General features: G+C 62.1%; 15 protein-coding genes and 1 tRNA gene. 6 read left to right on the forward strand and 10 right to left on the reverse strand.

The features are described from left to right. Positions 1-5: 5 nt before the first annotated feature. The 5 genes from QMA15_RS21980 to QMA15_RS22000 all read right to left on the reverse strand — a co-directional run bounded on the left by QMA15_RS21980 (position 6) and on the right by QMA15_RS22000 (position 5,374). The gene (locus QMA15_RS21980; protein ID WP_042952314.1) at positions 6-377 is read right to left on the reverse strand and encodes a limonene-1,2-epoxide hydrolase family protein; all 372 of its coding nucleotides are present in this window, start codon (positions 375-377) and stop codon (positions 6-8) included. Continuing rightward, complete coding sequence (locus QMA15_RS21985) at positions 374-1,528, reverse strand: 3'(2'),5'-bisphosphate nucleotidase CysQ (RefSeq protein ID WP_047889193.1); 1,155 nt, start codon at positions 1,526-1,528, stop codon at positions 374-376. Before QMA15_RS21985 ends, QMA15_RS21980 begins: the two co-directional genes overlap by 4 nt. Further along, positions 1,525-3,369 (reverse strand): adenylyl-sulfate kinase, encoded by a 1,845-nt coding sequence (gene cysC / locus QMA15_RS21990; protein WP_019749194.1) that lies wholly within the window; start codon positions 3,367-3,369, stop codon positions 1,525-1,527. The genes QMA15_RS21985 and cysC overlap by 4 nt, the downstream gene beginning before the upstream one ends. Further along, complete coding sequence (gene cysD / locus QMA15_RS21995; protein WP_019749195.1) at positions 3,369-4,295, reverse strand: sulfate adenylyltransferase subunit CysD; 927 nt, start codon at positions 4,293-4,295, stop codon at positions 3,369-3,371. The genes cysC and cysD overlap by 1 nt, the downstream gene beginning before the upstream one ends. Positions 4,296-4,438: 143 nt before the next feature. Next, positions 4,439-5,374, reverse strand: a complete 936-nt coding sequence (locus tag QMA15_RS22000; protein WP_019749196.1) for a helix-turn-helix domain-containing protein — start codon at positions 5,372-5,374, stop codon at positions 4,439-4,441. A gap of 116 nt (positions 5,375-5,490) precedes the next feature. Here QMA15_RS22000 and QMA15_RS22005 point away from each other — a divergent pair, with 116 nt between their 5' ends. From QMA15_RS22005 to QMA15_RS22015, 3 genes are read left to right on the forward strand one after another with little or no spacing between them, the layout of a single operon-like run. Next, a complete protein-coding gene (locus QMA15_RS22005) occupies positions 5,491-6,657 on the forward strand; it encodes a hypothetical protein (protein WP_021334277.1) in 1,167 nt (388 codons plus the stop codon). 2 nt (positions 6,658-6,659) lie between these two features. Then, a complete protein-coding gene (locus tag QMA15_RS22010; protein WP_007726165.1) occupies positions 6,660-7,442 on the forward strand; it encodes an SDR family oxidoreductase in 783 nt (260 codons plus the stop codon). 7 nt (positions 7,443-7,449) lie between these two features. Then, positions 7,450-8,589: a sulfotransferase gene (locus tag QMA15_RS22015; protein ID WP_279164003.1), complete on the forward strand. Its 1,140-nt coding sequence runs from the start codon at positions 7,450-7,452 to the stop codon at positions 8,587-8,589. Between the two features lie 85 nt (positions 8,590-8,674). On the opposite strand, the gene QMA15_RS22020 is transcribed toward QMA15_RS22015, so the two are convergent. Together QMA15_RS22020 and QMA15_RS22025 are read right to left on the reverse strand one after the other, a co-directional pair. Beyond that, on the reverse strand, positions 8,675-9,520 hold the full coding sequence (locus tag QMA15_RS22020) for an alpha/beta fold hydrolase (RefSeq protein WP_019749200.1): 846 nt from the start codon (positions 9,518-9,520) through the stop codon (positions 8,675-8,677). Next, entirely contained in the window at positions 9,517-11,307 is a 1,791-nt protein-coding gene (locus tag QMA15_RS22025; protein ID WP_020970060.1) for an amidohydrolase family protein, read from the reverse strand. The genes QMA15_RS22020 and QMA15_RS22025 overlap by 4 nt, the downstream gene beginning before the upstream one ends. A 97-nt stretch (positions 11,308-11,404) precedes the next feature. On the opposite strand from QMA15_RS22025, the gene QMA15_RS22030 reads away from it, so the two are divergent. Next, complete coding sequence (locus QMA15_RS22030; RefSeq protein WP_046378816.1) at positions 11,405-12,052, forward strand: TetR/AcrR family transcriptional regulator; 648 nt, start codon at positions 11,405-11,407, stop codon at positions 12,050-12,052. A gap of 394 nt (positions 12,053-12,446) precedes the next feature. Next, positions 12,447-12,572 carry a hypothetical protein gene (locus QMA15_RS22035; RefSeq protein WP_255246884.1) on the forward strand — a complete coding sequence of 42 codons (126 nt, stop codon included), beginning with the start codon at positions 12,447-12,449 and terminating at the stop codon, positions 12,570-12,572. Positions 12,573-12,654: 82 nt separating this feature from the next. Here QMA15_RS22035 and QMA15_RS22040 read toward each other — a convergent pair whose 3' ends face one another. Both QMA15_RS22040 and QMA15_RS22045 read right to left on the reverse strand, forming a co-directional pair. Then, a complete protein-coding gene (locus QMA15_RS22040) occupies positions 12,655-13,950 on the reverse strand; it encodes a DNA cytosine methyltransferase (RefSeq protein WP_041815047.1) in 1,296 nt (431 codons plus the stop codon). 159 nt (positions 13,951-14,109) lie between these two features. Beyond that, positions 14,110-14,180: transfer RNA gene (locus tag QMA15_RS22045), tRNA-Cys, on the reverse strand. Between the two features lie 276 nt (positions 14,181-14,456). Between QMA15_RS22045 and QMA15_RS22050 the strand changes: the two genes are divergently transcribed. Next, on the forward strand, positions 14,457-15,671 hold the full coding sequence (locus tag QMA15_RS22050) for a multidrug effflux MFS transporter (protein WP_051253189.1): 1,215 nt from the start codon (positions 14,457-14,459) through the stop codon (positions 15,669-15,671). Here the strand turns inward: QMA15_RS22050 and mraY are convergent. Beyond that, positions 15,668-16,744 (reverse strand): phospho-N-acetylmuramoyl-pentapeptide-transferase, encoded by a 1,077-nt coding sequence (gene mraY / locus QMA15_RS22055; protein WP_003941316.1) that lies wholly within the window; start codon positions 16,742-16,744, stop codon positions 15,668-15,670. The two genes, QMA15_RS22050 and mraY, sit on opposite strands and share 4 nt — an antisense overlap. Positions 16,745-16,771: the final 27 nt, after the last annotated feature.

Here is a 16,771-nt window from a genome sequence, read left to right on the forward strand (position 1 = left end):
CCCGATCAGGCCTGGCCGGCTGCCGCGTTGATCGGTGCCATGTCGAAATAGTCGCGCCAGGCTTTGATCTTTCCGTCCTCGACTTCGAATACCCCCATGACCGGGAGCGCTACCTCGGCGCCGTTGATGGTGAAGACGTCGACGCGCTCGTTCATGACGGTGTTGCCGTCCGCGACCTGACGCTTGATCTGAAAGTCGATGTTGCCGAAGGCACCGACAAACTGCTCGATGAACGCCCGGACGGCCTCGCGACCGACCACGGGCTCCATCGGAATGTTGTGATAAACGACGTCATCGGTGAAGTAGTCGACGATCTTTGCAACATCGGCGGCCGCCCACAGCGCGCAGAAATCGGTGATCAGCTTGTCCGATGTCATTGTGTTCCAGCCTCTTTCGAATCGTTGTCGTAGGGTTCGATGATTGCCAGGATGCTTTCGATCTCGCCTGCCGGTATCCCGAAGTACTCGGTGACGAAAACTGTGACGGCCGGTGCCTGGCCAGGTGTTCCGAGGTCGAGCAGATACCGCGCGACGACGCTCTCGCCCCACTCACGCAGCGCGAGTTCACGTATCGCCACGATTCCGCGATATTGCTGCCCCTGTTCGAGCTCGTTGCTGATGAAAGCGCCGGTGTCACCGGTTCGCTGACCGTTCTCGACTCGCCAGGCGTCAGCGGCGAATCGGACCTTCGTTGCGTCGTGAGTGAGCAATGCGTTCACGTATTCACGCGCCATGGCGACGCGCCCACTGACCGCAGACTCCGTGGAGTGCTTGGCAATTGCACCTAGGATCGACTCAGCCAACTCCGGTCGGCAGATCACGAGATCCGGAAGGTAGGGATGAGATTCGTTGTAGAGCAGCGGTGAACCGTCGATGCGGCTGCAATGCAGCCCGGCCGCCTGTGCGACGCCGACGGGTGCAGCCGAATCCCATTCCCACTGCCCACCGGCGTGCAGGTAGGCGTCGACCTCGCCTCGCACCACCGCCATCGCCTTGGCGCCGGCCGATCCCATGTGCACCACGTCGGCGCCGAGTTCGGCGGCCACCGCTTCGGTGAATGCGGGCGGTCGCGATCCGCTGACTACTACGCGGAGCGGCGAATTCGCGGGAACCGAATCGGCCTCGTCGCCACTGGAGTACACCGCTCCGAGCGCCGGCTGAGCAACCGCGGCTGCGGTAATTCCGCTACCGCGCTCCCAAAGCGCCACGTGCACTGCCCAATCCGCGTGATCCGGCAAGCCGTATTCCTTGGAGCCGTCCAGCGGATCGATGATCCAAACCCGGGATGCGTCCAGACGATTGCGATCATCGGCAGACTCCTCCGAGAGCACGGAATCCTCCGGCCGCTCGGCGGCCAACCGGTCGAGGATGTAGGAATCGGCGGCCTTGTCGCCCCGGCGACCTAGCTCACGACCGTCGTCGACACCCAGGCCCTCGGCTCGGATCCCCAGGAGGATCGCACCAGCGGCCTGCGCCAATTCCGCCGCGAGTGCCTCGTCGGCGATTCTGCTGTGTGTGGATTCGCTCACCGGTCCAACACTTCCATAATTCGCAGCGCAAGTTCGGTAGGCGTTCCGTCTTCGGGTCTGATCACCAGCTCGGCACTGGCTGGAGCCTCGTACGGATCGTCGACTCCGGTGAAACCCTTGATTTCCCCGGCCCTGGCCTTGGCGTACATACCCTTGGGGTCTCGGGCTTCACATTGCTCGATCGGGGTGTCGACGTAAACCTCGACGAACTTCAGCCCGGCGGCCTCGTGAGCCGCCCGCACTCGATCACGATCTTCGCGGTACGGGCTGATCAGGCAGGCCACTGCCACTGCACCTGAATCAGCGAACAACTGCGCCACCGAGCCGACTCGGCGGACGTTCTCAGCTCGGTCCTCGGCACTGAATCCCAGATCCGCGTTCAATCCGTGCCGGAGGTTGTCGCCGTCGAGGCGGTACGCCGGGATACCCGCGGCCACCAAGCGGCGTTCGAGTTCGACCGCGATCGTCGACTTGCCAGAGGCCGAGAGACCGGTGAGCCAGACGGTGGCGCCGGCGGTCGCACGTTCCTCGCGAGAAACCTCCGCACTGTGCCAGACGACGCGCGATTCCTTGAGTGTCGGACCGTTGATCATTCCGGCCGCGACGGTATTGCCCGTGGTCTCGTCCACGAGGATGAAGCTGCCTGTCACGCGGTTGCGGCGGTAGGGATCGAACATCAACGGCTGCTGCGTTTTGATCGAGATGCGACCGATCTCATTGAGGGACAGAGATTCTGCCTTCTCGTCGCGGTGCAGAGAATTGACGTCCAGGCGATAGTCGAGCTTGACGATCTGCGCTTTCGTGGAGCGCGTGGTGTGCAGCAACGAGTAGCGGTTGTTCTCCGACAGGGTGGTCTGTTCAGTCAACCAACAGACCATCGCATCGATTTCCTGCCCGACCTGCGGCCGGTTGTTGAGCCGACACAATTGGTCCCCTCGGCTGACGTCGAGATCGTCGGCCAGCTCGATGCAGACGGCCGAGGGCGCAAACGCCTCGTCGATCACGTCACCGCCCGGCCCGTGGACTGCCTTCACCGTCGAGGTGAATCCTGAAGGCAAAGCCACGATTTCGTCGCCGGGTTTGAAGACGCCACTGGCAACCGTTCCGGCGTATCCCCGGAAATCGTGGAGGTCGGCATCCGTTTGCTTCTGCGGACGGATCACGTACTGCACCGGGAAACGCGCGTCGATCAAGTTGCGATCCGAAGCGATGTGTACCTGCTCGAGATGGTGCAGCAGAGAAGGCCCGTCGTACCAGGACATGTTCTCGGTCCGGGCAACGATGTTGTCCCCCAACAGCGCCGACACCGGAATGAACGTCAGATCGTGGACGTCCAGTTTGATCGCGAATTGCCGGAATTCTTCCTTGATCTCCTCGAACCGTTCCTGAGACCAGCCCACGAGGTCCATTTTGTTCACACACAGCACGAGGTGGGGTATCCCCAGGAGAGTCGACAAGAAAGCGTGCCGTCGCGTCTGTTCGAGCACACCTTTGCGTGCGTCCACCAGGATCAGGGCAAGGTCGGCCGTCGAAGCGCCGGTCACCATGTTGCGGGTGTACTGCTCGTGCCCGGGTGTGTCCGCGATGATGAACTTCCGGTGTGGGGTCGCGAAATACCGGTGGGCGACGTCGATCGTGATGCCCTGTTCACGCTCGGCGCGCAATCCGTCGGTCAGTAGCGCGAGGTTGGCGTACTCGTCGCCGCGTTCTCGACTGCTCCGCTCCACGGCCTCGAGTTGGTCCTCGAAGATCGACTTGGAGTCGTAGAGCAACCGGCCGATGAGTGTTGATTTCCCGTCGTCGACACTCCCCGCTGTAGCGACTCTCAGCAGTTGCGGCATCAGAAGTACCCCTCTTTCTTACGATCTTCCATGCCAGCTTCGGAAATCCGGTCATCAGCTCTGGTTGCGCCACGCTCCGTGATACGGCTCGCCGCAACTTCTTCCACGACAGCGGCCGGTGTTTCGGCCGACGATTCGACGCATCCGGTACACGTTGCGTCGCCGACCGTACGGAAGCGCACCAACGCCTCGTAGGACTCCTCGCCGGCGCGAAGCTCGAGGAAGCGGGTGCGTGCCAACAACATTCCGTCGCGCGGAACAACTTCGCGACGATGGGCGTAGTAGATGCCGGGAAGGTCGATCCGTTCCTTCTCGATGTACTGCCAGATGTCGAGCTCTGTCCAGTTGGAGAGCGGGAAGATCCGAATGTGTTCACCCTTACGGTGTTTGCCGTTGTACAGGTTCCACAGTTCAGGTCGCTGCACCTTGGGATCCCACTGCCCGAACTCGTCCCGGAAGCTGAACACCCTCTCTTTGGCGCGCGCCTTCTCCTCGTCTCGGCGAGCACCACCGAACACGGCGTCGAACTTGTTGTCGCGAATTCCGCGCAGCAACGCGTGCGTCTGCAGGCGATTGCGACTCGAACCGACTCCGGTATCCTCGATGACGCGTCCGGCGTCGATGTCGTCCTGCACGCTGGAGACGACAAGACGCAGGTTGAAGCGATCGACCGTGCGGTCGCGGAACTCGATCACCTCGTCGAAATTGTGACCGGTGTCGACGTGCATCACGGCGAACGGCAATGGGGCAGGCCAGAATGCCTTGGCCGCTACGTGCAGCATCACGACGGAATCCTTACCTCCGGAGAACAGGAGGACCGGCTTTTCGAAAGTCGCTGCGACTTCGCGGAAAATATGGACCGCCTCCGCTTCGAGTGCCCGCAAATGCGACAACTCGTAGGCGGGCGGGGTCTGGAGTGTTGCCATGTCTTTCGCTCCTGAGCATCACGTACTCCGTGCGGAACACCATTTCCGCATCGGTACATTTATGTACCGGACTGGTTCTAAATTGAACGCAATCACAGAATAGAACTCGTTCTACCCAAAGGTCAATGACCGGCAATCAGACGTCACAAACCGCGAACCGGACTCCGGCCACCAACTTCCGCCGTCACCGCATCCGCCGCCGCAACCAGCGCCACAGCCCTTCGCTCGATCTCGGCGCCCGTAATCGCCCCGCCCACATAAAGTGTCAGTACAAGGGCCTGATGCCCCTCGGCGTCGTAGGTCGGGGCCGCGATGAGACTGACGGGATGCTCGTCGTCAGAGCTGATGTCGCGCCCGAGGTACACCCTCTCGCCCAGGCTCGACACCATCTCCCCGAGCAGTTCACGCACCTCCGGCGGAAGATCGTGCGTCGCAACGCCCGCCATCAACGTGTGCAGTCGCTGCCCGACTGGATCCAGACTCTCGACCAGATACCCCGCAGCGCGACACTCGCGGACCACGTTCCACAGACGCTCGCGATCCAAGCGCACCGGCAGGCTCGGCTCTTTGCCCAGCCAACTGTCCATGTCGTGATCCGAACCCCAGAGGACGTACATCAGTCCGACCGGTGGAGCGAACGGGTACACCTGACCGACCTTGGCAGCGCGACGCGCTCCGATCGGTCCGGTCACTTCGAGAACGCTGATCTGATCACCGATCACACCGGACGCCGTGCACGTCGTTCCGAACTCCGTGCTCACTTTCTCCAGATGGGTGCGGGCAATGGGTCCGACGGCAAACCCTCGCTGAGCTGCACGTCCGGCCGCGATCAAGGCCGGACCGAGCCCATAGGTCTTCGACACCTCGTCCCGAGTCAGGTATCCACGATCAGCCAGCGCCGTGAGGATTCCCAGGCAGGTGGGCTTGCTGATCTCGAGCGCGCGGGCCAGTTCCGACAGCCCGAACCGCTGATCAGGGCGGCCGACGAGGTAGTCGAGCACCTGAACCACCCGTTCGGTGGGAGGCGATTGCCTCCCCCTCGAGCGTCCCTCTTCAGGCGTCTTCTCCGGTCCACCCATTGACCACTCCCTAGAACGCGTTCTATTGTCGAAATACCCAACATCTACCAAATAGGTACATATTTGTACCACGACGCTCTGGACCGGCGACATAGTCGGAACTGTGAGGAGCCAGCGTGCTGACGGACCCGTTTGCCGAGGCGATCGCCGAAGCCGAGAAATTGATCGAGACTGCGCCGCACATCAGATCCGAACAGGATCTACTGGAGGGATACCAATATCTGGCCGGCGGAATCATCGCGACGACGCATGCCGCCTGGGCCAGCGAAAAGACCCATCCGAGTTTCATCCAGGGCACCGGACCATTCACCAAGATGGGTCTCGACAACCCGGACACCCTCTACTTCGGCGCCCGTATCAACGACGACAAGGAATACAAGGTCACCGGAAAGCGCGGCACCACAGCCGATCTCAGCTTCCAGGTGTTGAGTGGGAACTACACCAACTCGAACGTTCCCGGCAGCGAAATCGCCTTCGACGACCGCGAGCTGGAGATAGACGACGACGGCAACTTCGTCGCTTGGTTCGGCCCCGGCCCCGCCGACGGCCGAGCCAACTACTACACCCTGGCCCCCGGATCCTCGCAGCTGGTCGTTCGCGAGGTCTACAGCGACTGGAGTCAGCAGCGCGGCGTGATCCGCATCGAGCGCACCGATTCGATCGGGATCGCGCCGCCACCTCTCACCGCCGAAGAGACCGAGAAGCGTTACGCCCGGGCTGGGAAGGCACTGGTCACGCGGGTCAAGACGTGGCTCCAGTTCCCGGAGTGGTTCTACCTCAAGCTCACGGTCAACACCATGACCGAACCACGCCTGACACCGGGCGGGCTGGCAACGCAGTACTCGTCGGTGGGACATTACGAACTCACCGACGAGCAGGCGATGATCATCACCGTTCCCGCCTCCGACGCACCGTATCTCGGCTTCCAACTCGGGAGCCTCTGGTACATCTCACTGGACTACGTCAATCATCAGACCTCCCTCAACAACGGCCAGGCACAGGTCGATCCGGACGGGATGGTCCGAATGGTGGTCAGCGAGAAGAACCCCGGTGTCACCAACTGGATCGAAACCGTCGGACATCCGCGCGGCATTCTGCAGTTCCGTTGGCAGCGCGTGTCCCGCGAGCTGACGCCGCAGGACGGTCCCACCGTCGAAATCGTCGCCGTCGCAGATATTGCGAAGCACCTGCCGCATTTCGACACCAACACCATCACCGCCGAGGACTGGGCAGCGCGCATTGCCCAGCGCCAGGCCGCCATCGACAACCGAATGCTGGGGTAATCATGACCGCCTTGCTCGAAGACCGTGTAGTAGTCATCTCCGGAGTCGGCCCGGCACTCGGCCGCGCTCTGGCCCTTCGATGTGCGTCGGCCGGCGCGAGTCTTGTTCTCGCAGCACGTACGCAATCGCGACTCGACGACGTTGCGAAAGAAATAGTCGATGCCGGTGGGCGCGCCGTCACCGTTGCCACCGACATCACCGACCAGGCTTCCGCCGAGAATCTGGTGGCCGAGTCCATTGCCGCCTACGGCAAAGTCGACACTCTGATCAACAATGCATTCTCGATTCCGTCGATGAAACCGTTGGCTCGCACCGATTACCAGCACATCCGCGACAGCATCGAACTGACCGTTCTCGGGGCGTTGCGCCTGACTCAGCTGTTCACGCCGGCACTTGCCGAGTCGGACGGCTCCGTGGTGAACATCAATTCGATGGTGTTGCGGCATTCGCAAGAGCGTTACGGCAGCTACAAGATGGCGAAGTCGGCCCTGCTCGCCATGTCGCAGTCCCTGGCCACCGAACTCGGCCCGCAGGGAATTCGTGTCAATTCGATTGCACCCGGCTATATCTGGGGAGACACCCTCAAGGGATACTTCGCGCACCAGGCGGAGAAGTTCGGCATGACCGTCGAGCAGATCTACGAGCACACTGCGTCGAACACCGACCTCAAGCGCCTGCCGACCACGGATGAAGTATCCGATGCGGCGATCTTCCTGGCGTCCCCGATGGCCAGCGCGATCACCGGCCAATGCATCGACGTCAACTGCGGCGAATTCCATCACTAGGAGCACCATGACTGAACGCACTCACGTCGGCACCGTCGAGGATCTCCATGCCTCGGCGACGCGGATGACCGGCCTGACGGACTTCGGCGTCGACGATTACACCGAGGCTCTGTCGGTCCTCCTCGAGTCTTACGACCGCGACGAGGATCTGAAGCCCTTCGGCAGCAAGATCTCTCGGGTATTCCTTCGCGGCGCCCTGGTGGCCCGTCTGCTCAGCGAATCGGCGTGGAAGGAGCATCCGGAACACGCCGACGTCAAGATCGAGCGGCCGATCTTCGTCACCGGATTGCCACGGACGGGCACCACTGCCTTGCACCGCCTCCTCACGGTCGACCCGGCTCACCAGGGCCTCGAGATGTGGCTGACCGAGTTCCCTCAGCCTCGCCCGCCTCGCGATACGTGGGAATCGAACCCGGTCTTCGCCAAGATCGAGGAGACATTCGGTCAACACCACGTCGAGCATCCCGAATTCATGGGCGTGCACTACATGTCGGCCAGCGAAGTCGAAGAATGTTGGCAACTCTTGCGTCAGACGTTCAAGTCCGTGTCGTACGAGTGCCTGGCAAATCTACCCACGTACTCCGCATGGCTGAAGGACCAGGAGTGGTCGAACGCCTATGCACGACACAAGAAGAACCTGCAGCTGATCGGTCTGCCCGATCAGGATCGACGGTGGGTCCTCAAGAACCCGAGCCACCTGTTTGCGCTCGACGAATTGATGGAGGCGTACCCCGACGCTCTCGTCATCCAGACTCACCGCTCCCCTACGACGATCATTCCGTCGGTATGCAGCCTGGCCGCCCAGGCGACAGAGGGTTGGTCGAACACGTTCACCGACAAGGTGATCGGCGAAAGTCAGCTCGAACTGTGGGCCAGGGGGCTCGAGCAGTTCGACAGTGCACGCGCACACCACAATCCCGCGCAGTTCATCGACGTCGACTATCAGGACTTCGTCACCGATCCACTGGGAACCGTCGAGAACATCTACACGCACTTCGACATCCCGTTGACATCTACCGCCCAGCAGTCGATGGAGGCCATGCACGAGGAAAGCCGCTCGGGTGCTCGCAAACCGTCGCACAAGTACACGCTCGAGGAGTTCGGCCTGACGAAGGAACAGGTGGAGGAGCGATTCGGAACTCGCTGACCACCGTTGGTCGACGACCTCGCTGACGACCTTGCTGACGACTGAAGCCCCCGCCGGACGGCGGGGGCTTCAGTACGCAACTCGGTCAGCTGCTGAAATGCTCGCCGAGCAACCGGTCCAACTCCGTCGGCGCCTCGTCGGGAATCCAGTGGCTCACACCCCGGAGAACTTCGAACCGATACGGACCGTCGACAAACGCGGGAGTGAGGGCAGAACCCTTGGGCCCGATGGCGGCGTCGCCGTCACTCCAGACGTGCAGGGTCGGCACGGTGACCCGGGCAGCTGCCGGGTTCGGCTTGGTCATCCACATCGCGCGGTACCAGTTCAGACCGCCGCGCAGTCTGCCGGGAGCGAGCATGGCGTTCAGATCGCGCCGCGCATTCTCCGGCGTCTGCCCACTCGAAACCAGGAACTTCTCGCCCAGCGATGACGAGGCCAGAATCTTCTCAGGAACGAAGGGTAATTGGAACGCCCCCATGTACCACGATTTCAGTCCCTGAGTGCTGGTCACCATCGCCTTGATGAAGGCCAGCGGGTGCGGAACCGACACCGTGGTAACGGTATCGAGCAAATCCGGCCGTTCGGCAGCCACCTGCCACGCGACCGCGGCACCCCAGTCGTGGCCGACCAGGTGCACCTTCCCCACACCGAGTGTGTCGATCAGCGCGACAGTGTCGGCGGCGAGTTCGGACCCGCGGTAGGCCCAGCGCGCTTTCGGCCGGGCACCGGGTGAGTACCCTCGCTGGTCCGGCGCCACGGTGCGGAAGCCGCGGGCGTGCAGTAACGGCGCGAGGTGATCCCATGAGCGGGAATCCTGCGGAAATCCGTGCAGGAGGACCACGACCGGACCGTCTGCCGGTCCTTCGTCGCGTACGTCGAAGGTCAGCCCGGACCGGGAGTACGAGGTGAGGCGATCCGCCGGCGTAGTCATAGCGCCACGCTAGTCTTCGCGGCCCGTGTAATCGGAGCCTTTTCACCTGCGCGCAGGAACTGGCCTGTCTTTTCGATGCCGAATCCCGGGGCGAATTCACCTTCGCGGTAGACGAGTCGGCCGTTGATCACTGTCGCGACGGCCGCATCGTCGCTGCGGTTGACCATTCGACTGATCCCGCCGTACTCGGGAACGGTTGCCTCGAACAAGCCGTCGACCGACTCGTCGAGCCCGGCTGGATCGATGACAACGAAGTCCGCGCGGTCGCCCTGGCGTAGATGTCCGGCGTCGATGCCGTACCAGTCCGCCAGTTCACCGGTCAGGCGGTGGATTGCGCGCTCGATGGTGAGGAACGGCTTGCGGTCACTCTGAGCGTCCTTGACGCGCTTGAGGAGTCGCACCGGGTAGTTGTAGAACGCCATGTTGCGCAGATGTGCGCCGGCATCGCCGAAGCCCATCTGCACACCGGAACTCGCGGCGAGTTTCTTCGCGAACTTGGGCCGGTGATTGGCAATGGTGGTGCGCCAGCGAAGATCTCGCCCGTACTTCACCACCAGGTCGAGGTACGCGTCCACCGGGTGCACTCCGCGGATGTCACCGACCTGACCGAAGTTCTTGCCGATCAACGTCTCGTCCGGGCATCCCACGATAACCGCATCGTAGAAATTGCGATGCCAGATGCGGGGTGAGAACTTGTTGTCGTAGTCCTTACGGAATGCGCGACGGTACGACTCGTCCTGGAGCAGTTCGTTGCGCTCCACCTGGTCCTTGAGATGCAAAGCGGCGGCGCCGGCACCGAACTCCTCGAACACGACCAGGTCGATTCCATCCGCGTAGACGGTGAAGGGAACCGGAAGGTGCTGCCACTTGAAATCGGTCTTCGCGAAGCGATTGAGCAGTGGGGCCGCAGCGAGCATGAAGTACACGATCACCGGGTAGGCCTTCGAATCCGCACCGGAGAGCAGCGACGTCTTGAGCGGCTTCTTGCGTCCGATGGCGGAGCTTTCGGCGAAGAACGCCGCGACGTTCGGATGCAGGTTGATGGTCGGAGCGCTCTGCAAGATCTTTCCGCGATCGCGAAGGATGCGGTTGAGGAATCGGAACTCTTTCCACCGTGCATACGTCGACGGCAAAGAGCGAGAACGGTATTCGTCGCCGTCGATCTTGTCGAGGGCATTGGTCATCGACGACAGGCCTAGCATCCCCGCATCGATGGCGTCCTCGAGCATCGAGCCCATCCGGCCGAGTTCCGAGCGGGTCGGCTTGACCTTCTTGTCGGTGCCGCGCCCCAATCCGAGTACGTGCGTGCGGATGTCGGAGTGGCCGATGAATGCCGCGACATTGGGTCCGAGGGGAAGGGCTTCGAGTGCGGCGGTGTAGGCCGCGGGACCGGTCCAGGTCTTGTTCGCTTCGAGGATGCGCAGCACCGCGTCGTGGGGAACTGCTTCGACCCGGCTGAACAGGTCAGCGATTTCACGCGGGGTCGAATACACCGTCGACAGTGAGCAATTGCCGAGCACGACCGTAGTGACGCCGTGGCGAACCGATTCCGGAAGGCCTGGACTGACCAAGGCTTCGGCGTCGTAGTGCGTGTGGACGTCGACAAAGCCCGGGAGAACCCACTTGCCGGCCGCGTCGATCACCTCGGTGTCCGGCCCGATCTCCAGGCGCGTCGTGGACACCTCCGCGACCACGCCGTCTCGAATTCCGAGATTTCGACGCAGACCAGGAGCCCCCGTCCCGTCGAACCACAACCCGTCGTTGACCACGATGTCGAAAGCAGACACTGTCGGACTCCTCGCCTCACGTATGTGTTACCTCACGTTATAGACAGCGTTGAGTAAAAGTCAATGAACCTTCCGAACCAATACATAAGATGTCGGAATGGCCGCAGTCCCCCGCTCCCCCGAAGACCGTCAGAGGCAAATCCTCGAGGTAGCAGTACGCATGTTGCGGACCGAGCCTTTCGACCAACTGTCGATGGATCGCGTCGCAGCCGAGGCCGGTGTCTCGCCCCCACTGCTGTTTCACTACTTCAAGAACAAGAAGGGTTTCCAGAACGCGATCCTCGAGGCTGCCTCGGCCGATCTCGAAGATCGAATGCGACCGGATCCCGAACTACCGATCACGTCCCAGCTGCGTTCAGGTATCGAAACTTTCGTCGATGCCGTTATCGAGCACCCCACCATTTACCTCGCCGTGATGCGGATGGCCGGCAGTGGCGACGTCCGGATGCGCACGATCTATCGCGGGATGCGCCGAACGTTCACCACATGGATCGTCGCCGCGCTCACAAATCTGGGCATCGAATCGAATGCGACCGTCGAGGCGACCATCGCCGGGTGGCAGGCATTCATGGAGGAAATAGTCGTCAACTGGATCGACGAGCCGACCCTCGAACGAGGCGAGATGGTCGACCTCTGCGAACGAATTTTCTACCACTGCCTACCGGCGGCGGGCATCAGCGTGGAACAAATAGTGGCGGCCACCATGGCTGCGACGGCCAGTGAGTCCGGCGCAACAAAACTGTGATCTTCGCGCCGGGGTTTCACAGGTGGTCACGATTGGGTATCTTGCTTGCAGTGGCGCTGGACCACGACCCCAACACATGAAGGATCCAACATGGAGTCTGTCGAAAACGTATTGCCCGAGGGTGTCAAGCTCGAAGACGTCTTGAGTGTCCTCAAGGTCGCAGTTGCGGGCATCGGCCTCATCAGCGCACTTTCGGCATTCAGCTGATCGCAAAGCGTCATCGACAGGCCGGACTTCGGGGAGTCCGGCCTGTTTTTTGTTTCCGCTCCTGAACAATCCGTGAACTTTTCAGCAACTTCAGCGCAAAGTGGTCATTTCGACCAAAACAAGCGTCCAGTTTGCTAACTTGTGTCTGCGACACAAGGTCGTACAGAAACACCACGCAGACACAACCTTGTACATACAAACCTGTACATACGACACGGAGGACCGAAACATGGGTTCCATCAACACCCTCAGCGCCGTCATCGACATCATCAAGGTCGTCCAGCCGTTGATCGCCAAGCTCAACCTCAGCTGATTCGCTTGCACCACACCCCTGCCAGGGCGTAACTCGAAATGGGGCCGACATTGTCGGCCCCATTTTCCGTAGGTGCTCTATCTCAGCCGAGTGCCTTCTTGATCTCTCCTGCCAGTACCGACGCCAGCTGCGGCGGCACCGCATTGCCGATCATCGTGCGCACCGCTCCCCACTTACCCTCGAAGACGTAGTCGTCGGGAAAGGTCTGGAGGCGAGCAGCTTCTCGAACGGTCAACGATCGCGTGTGTTTCGGATGCACGTTGCGTGAAGCCGAGATCATCCCGAAAGTGGTTCCGACCGTGGACGCCGGCTCGTCCCACCGGAGGCGCTTGTACGTCGTGTTGTACCCGGACGACGGTCGCATGGCCGGATCTTCGTTGTCGTGCGCCGACATTCCTTCTGGTACATCACGCAGCCACCGCAAGACGTGCTCGGGATGCTCGACGGCCCAGTGCAGCGGGTCCGTCTCGCAAGCCTGCCCGGATTCCAGCGGGGCCAGGTCGACGGTGGCATCGCGAAAAGTCCTCAGCGGCGCAACACCATTCACGCCGTGAGTCTTCGGCGGAAAACGCAGCGGCCCGATACTACTGTCGCGGCGGGTCGCCACGATGAACACTCGTTCCCGGAACTGCGGGACGCCGTAATCCTGCGCATTGACCGTGTTGACCGACGCGTCGTAACCGCATGCAGCCATCTCGCCGAGAATCCGGTCGACGACCATCCCACCGTCCGGGTCCTTCATGCTGAGCAGCAGTCGCACGTTTTCCATCACCAAGACCTTCGGCTTCACCAATTCGGCGAGCTGCAGCAGGTTCCGGAAGAGATGGTTGCGCGGATCGTCGCGGTCTCGCCGGCCGGCGAGGCTGAACCCCTGACACGGCGGTCCCCCAGCCAACACATCGATGTCCACTTGTGCCAGAAGATCTTTCACCCGGGCTTCGTCGATCGCCCGAATGTCCTCGCCGAGGCACCTCGCGCCGGGGAAGTTCCGATCGAAGGTCGCACGCGCCTCCGGCACGACTTCGATGTATCCCTCCACCGAAAACCCCGCCATCCGAAAGCCTTCGGCCATACCGCCACAACCCGAGAACGCTGTCAATACGGTGGGGTCGCCGCTTCCTGCCCCCGCGACGGCACGCCTGGCCACCGAGGCGGGGTCGTTGACCGGTGTCACTCGACGCGCACGGGTACTGCCGCTCGATCGCTTCCGGGGGGCCGCGTACGTACCCTCACGCTTGGCCGCTTCCAGCGCGGAGAGGGCCGTGAGAACTGCTCGTTCCGCCGGTGGCTTCGGATACGCCTTGTCGAGTTCCCACGCGGAGACGACGGCTGACGAGACTCCCGCTTGACGGGCGAACTGGAACTGACTGATCCCCACGTCCAAGCGCCGTGATCGCAGGTCCTGTCCCGAAATCAATTCAGTGCCTCACTCATATGGTCCGCTCGCTCCGGCAGCCCAGACTATCGCAGCCGACCCCGTGAACCGGGACCTCACAAGGAAGACCGGCAGGCGGTATGCCTGCCGGTCTCCGACACGAGCGGATGACGGGACTCGAACCCGTGTGAACGGCTTTGCAGGCCGGTGCCTAGCCACTCAGCCACACCCGCGTCAGTAAGTAACTCTGCCCTGAGTCACGGCGTCGAACCACAGTTCCGCTCAGCATGATTCGAGTGCGATCCCACCCGCCGTTCCAGTCTCTGGGAAAACTGCGAGCCCTTCGGGAACAAATCGGTCAGTCTCGATGCTGACTCCCTCGGCGGGCGCAGATCATACGAATTTCGCCCGAACGACCGAGCAGTTCGCCAGACCCAGACAACCCAGAAGGTTTCATGAGTGCCGAGAACACCGCCGTTGCCCCGCCCGTGAAGGCAGCCCCGCTGGAAATGAGCAGTGTCGACCGTAAGCCCAGCGTCGGGAAGATTCTTGCCCTCGGTTCCATGACTGCGCTCGGGCCCTTCACCATCGACATGTACCTGCCCGCGCTGCCGGATATCGGCGCCGATCTCGGGGTCTCGTCGTCAACGGTTCAGCTGACGATCACCGGAACTCTCATCGGCCTCGCACTCGGACAGCTGTTGGTCGGGCCGCTCTCGGACACTCTCGGCCGCAAGAAGCCGCTGCTCGCCGGGATCGGTGTGCACATCCTGGCTTCGCTGCTGGCGGTGTTCGCACCGAGCATCGCGGTCCTCGGCATCCTGCGGGTTTTCCAGGGCATGGGCGCGGCGGCCGCGGCAGTGGTCACCATGGCGATCGTCCGCGACCTCTACAGCGGTAACACCGTTGCCGTCGTGATGAGTCGGCTGATGCTCGTGCTCGGCGTTGCGCCGATCCTGGCGCCCAGCATCGGTGGCGCCCTCCTCGTCGCCCTCGACTGGCGCGGGATCTTCGTCGTCCTGGCACTGATCGGCGTCGGCACGGCGATGATCGGTGCTTTCGGACTGTCCGAAACACTGCCGAAGGAAAAGCGTCGCCCGAGCGGATTGAAGTCGGTTCTCCGCACCTACGGTTCGCTGCTCGGCGACCGCACGTTCATGGTCCTGACGCTCGTCTCCAGCGTCGGTATGGCGTCGTTGTTCGCGTATGTCTCAGGCGCGTCGTTTGTCTATCAAGATCAGTACGGCCTCAATCAGCAGGAGTTCGCACTGCTCTTCAGTGCGGGCGCGATTGCGTTGATCGGTGCTTCGCAGGTCAACGTCCGACTGCTCGATCGCTGGACTCCTCAGCAGATCACCAAGTGGGCCCTCGTGGCTGCAGTTGTCTCCGGGGCCGTCGTCATTGCCGTCGCGGTCCTGGAACTGGGCGGGCTCGCCGGATTCGTGATCGCACTGTGGGTCATGGCCGGTGCCATCGGGTTCGTTCTTCCCAACGCCCCGGCACTGGCGCTCGCTCGTCACGGCGAAGCGGCCGGTACTGCCGCGGCAATGCTCGGTGCATTCCAGTTCGGCGTCGGTGCGGCCATCGCGCCGGCCGTCGGCCTGCTGGGAAACACGAGCACAGCCCTGGCCGTCACGATGACGGCGTGTGTGTCGCTCGGTCTGGTCGCTCTTCTGGCTACGACCCGAAAGAGTGATACGACCCGAAAGAGTGAATCGGTCTAACCGGCAGCGGAGAACCACTCGCTGTAGAAGGTGGCAAGTCCCAGGACGCACGAGATCGCGACAAAGATCCAGAATCTTGCAATCACGACGGTTTCCGGCCAACCGAGTAACTCGAAGTGATGATGGATCGGGGCCATCTTGAATACGCGTCGGCCGGACGATCGGAAGACCAGAACCTGGATGATCACCGACAGGATCTCAGCCACGAACAGGGCGCCGATGATGACCATCAGCAGCTCGGTGTGCGTCGTGACGGACAGGCCGACCACCAGGCCGCCCAGCGCCAAGGAGCCGGTGTCACCCATGAAGATCTGAGCCGGGGCGGCATTCCACCAGAGGAAGCCGAGGCACGCCCCGCCTGCCGCGGCAGCGACGATAGCGAGATCCAGGGGGTCACGAACGTCGTAGCAACCGGCGGCAGGCTCGAGGACACACGAGTTCCGGTACTGCCAACCGGCGATGACGACGTAGGTCCCCAGGATCATGCCCATCGAACCGGCCGCGAGACCGTCGAGACCGTCGGTGAAATTGACGGCGTTGGACCAGGCGAACACCAGAATGCAGAAGAAGACCACAAAGCCGATGGCACCCATGGAGAACACCGAGATATCTCGCACATGGGACAGGTACTGGCTTCCGGGGGTGACTCCGTTGTTGTTGGAGAACTGCAGGAACAGAATGCCGAAGATGATGGCGCTCGCCAGTTGACCGACGGTCTTTGCCGTCTTGTTCAGCCCGAGATTGCGCTTCTTGCGGATCTTGATGAAGTCGTCGAGAAAGCCGACGATTCCCAGTGACGTGGCGAGCGCGAGAACCAGCCAACCGGATGCAGACAACCGCGGTAGCCGCGAGCCGAAACCGATGATGTGTGCCGCCAGGTAGCCCGCCCACATGCCGGCGATGATCGCGATCCCGCCCATCGACGGGGTGCCACGCTTGCCCTGATGACTCTGCGGACCCTCGATCCGAATCTCGTGCCCGAGCCCCTGCCGCGAAAGCACACGAATGAGAAACGGAGTCAGGAAGAGCGCGACGAACAACGAGACGCCACCCGCTACGAGGATTGAAATCACCCGTGGGACTCTACAGACGTAAGCGGC

The organism is Rhodococcus sp. APC 3903, assembly GCF_030407755.1.
GTDB classification, from domain to species: Bacteria; Actinomycetota; Actinomycetes; order Mycobacteriales; family Mycobacteriaceae; genus Rhodococcus_F; species Rhodococcus_F erythropolis.

What these genes read in the sequence shown, in the direction of transcription:
- QMA15_RS21980 (WP_042952314.1), bottom strand. Translation starts at nt 377, where the DNA reads ATGACATCGGACAAGCTGATCACCGATTTCTGCGCGCTGTGGGCGGCC.
- cysC (WP_019749194.1), bottom strand. Translation starts at nt 3,369, where the DNA reads ATGCCGCAACTGCTGAGAGTCGCTACAGCGGGGAGTGTCGACGACGGG.
- cysD (WP_019749195.1), bottom strand. Translation starts at nt 4,295, where the DNA reads ATGGCAACACTCCAGACCCCGCCCGCCTACGAGTTGTCGCATTTGCGG.
- QMA15_RS22000 (WP_019749196.1), bottom strand. Translation starts at nt 5,374, where the DNA reads ATGGGTGGACCGGAGAAGACGCCTGAAGAGGGACGCTCGAGGGGGAGG.
- QMA15_RS22010 (WP_007726165.1), top strand. Translation starts at nt 6,660, where the DNA reads ATGACCGCCTTGCTCGAAGACCGTGTAGTAGTCATCTCCGGAGTCGGC.
- QMA15_RS22015 (WP_279164003.1), top strand. Translation starts at nt 7,450, where the DNA reads ATGACTGAACGCACTCACGTCGGCACCGTCGAGGATCTCCATGCCTCG.
- QMA15_RS22020 (WP_019749200.1), bottom strand. Translation starts at nt 9,520, where the DNA reads ATGACTACGCCGGCGGATCGCCTCACCTCGTACTCCCGGTCCGGGCTG.
- QMA15_RS22030 (WP_046378816.1), top strand. Translation starts at nt 11,405, where the DNA reads ATGGCCGCAGTCCCCCGCTCCCCCGAAGACCGTCAGAGGCAAATCCTC.
- QMA15_RS22050 (WP_051253189.1), top strand. Translation starts at nt 14,457, where the DNA reads ATGAGCAGTGTCGACCGTAAGCCCAGCGTCGGGAAGATTCTTGCCCTC.